Source organism: Vibrio sp. 1159, from assembly GCF_033340395.1.
Lineage (GTDB): Bacteria > Pseudomonadota > Gammaproteobacteria > Enterobacterales > Vibrionaceae > Vibrio > Vibrio alginolyticus.
In genome coordinates, this window is the sequence record NZ_JAWOWL010000184.1 from 1 (window position 1) to 1055 (window position 1055).

Genomic DNA, 1055 nt, shown 5'->3' on the forward strand with positions numbered 1-1055 from the left:
ACACTCACAAACTACTGTACTAACACTCACAAACTACTGTACTAACACTCACGTTTTTACTCTTCAAAATTCTCCTCTAGCCCACGTCCTGTAAGGGCTAGAGCGAAATCACAAAAATGCCCTCTATATATCTCTAAATATATCTAGATGCTCATTACTTCGCATCTTGAAGCAAAGCGAAAAGATGGGAAGCCTAGCGGCTTCACACACGCGCCTTGCCTGCCTGCGGCTGCAAGCCGAAAAATTCAGATCTTCCGCCATCCTTTCCCTTTGGATCTACTTTTAGGATCTTAATGATCCTTTTGCTCTTATGCTTCTCTCGTTATTACTGTACTAACAGGGGTTTTCTTCAAAATCACTATGGTCTGAGAAATTCTCGATAGCCGTTTTGAAATTTGAATGAATTTGAAATTTGGCTGTATCTCCCCACGGAATTGAAAACTTTTTAAGCCAGTCATATGCTTGCACAATAAACCTAAAAAACTAAAAGCATATAATTTCAATAAATGCAATATGCTTGTAATCTTTAGTGTTTTATTTGAAACATGCTTACCCATAATTGTGCTAAATTTGCAAGCATAGGCACGTATGCTGCCTTTCTTGCTGATAATAATGCAAGCATATTGTAAATATAATTTGCAGCCATATTTTATTTTAAAACTGGTTTACGTCAATATGCTTTTAATTTGACTTTTGTTTATTTTCAGTATAATTGCAATTACTTCTTGATTTGTGTCAATCATACTGTTATTATTAAAATATAGGTTAACAAGCATAAAAAGAGAGCTTTATTATGATGTATCGTCAACGTGGCAAAATGTTCAATGTTATTCGAACTACTTACAATCCTGAAAAGGGGCGAGGTGAGCAAAAGATTGTTTGCTCATTTAAAGCGGCTGATATTAGTATATTAGATTTCTCTAATTCACTTATTCAAGACCAAATTTCTAAAAATGAGCTTAATAGTGAAGAGGTTGAAGAGTTTAAAAACTGGTTTGAATCAACCAAAGAGGGTGTACAAAAAGAACTAAATAAGAAAGAGAATGAAAATGTTT

1 pseudogene is annotated in these 1055 nt (G+C 34.3%); it reads left to right on the forward strand.

The annotated features are described in order from the left end of the window. Positions 1 to 793: 793 nt before the first annotated feature. Positions 794 to 1055 (forward strand): annotated as a pseudogene (locus tag R7127_RS26875) (hypothetical protein); the annotation flags it as partial.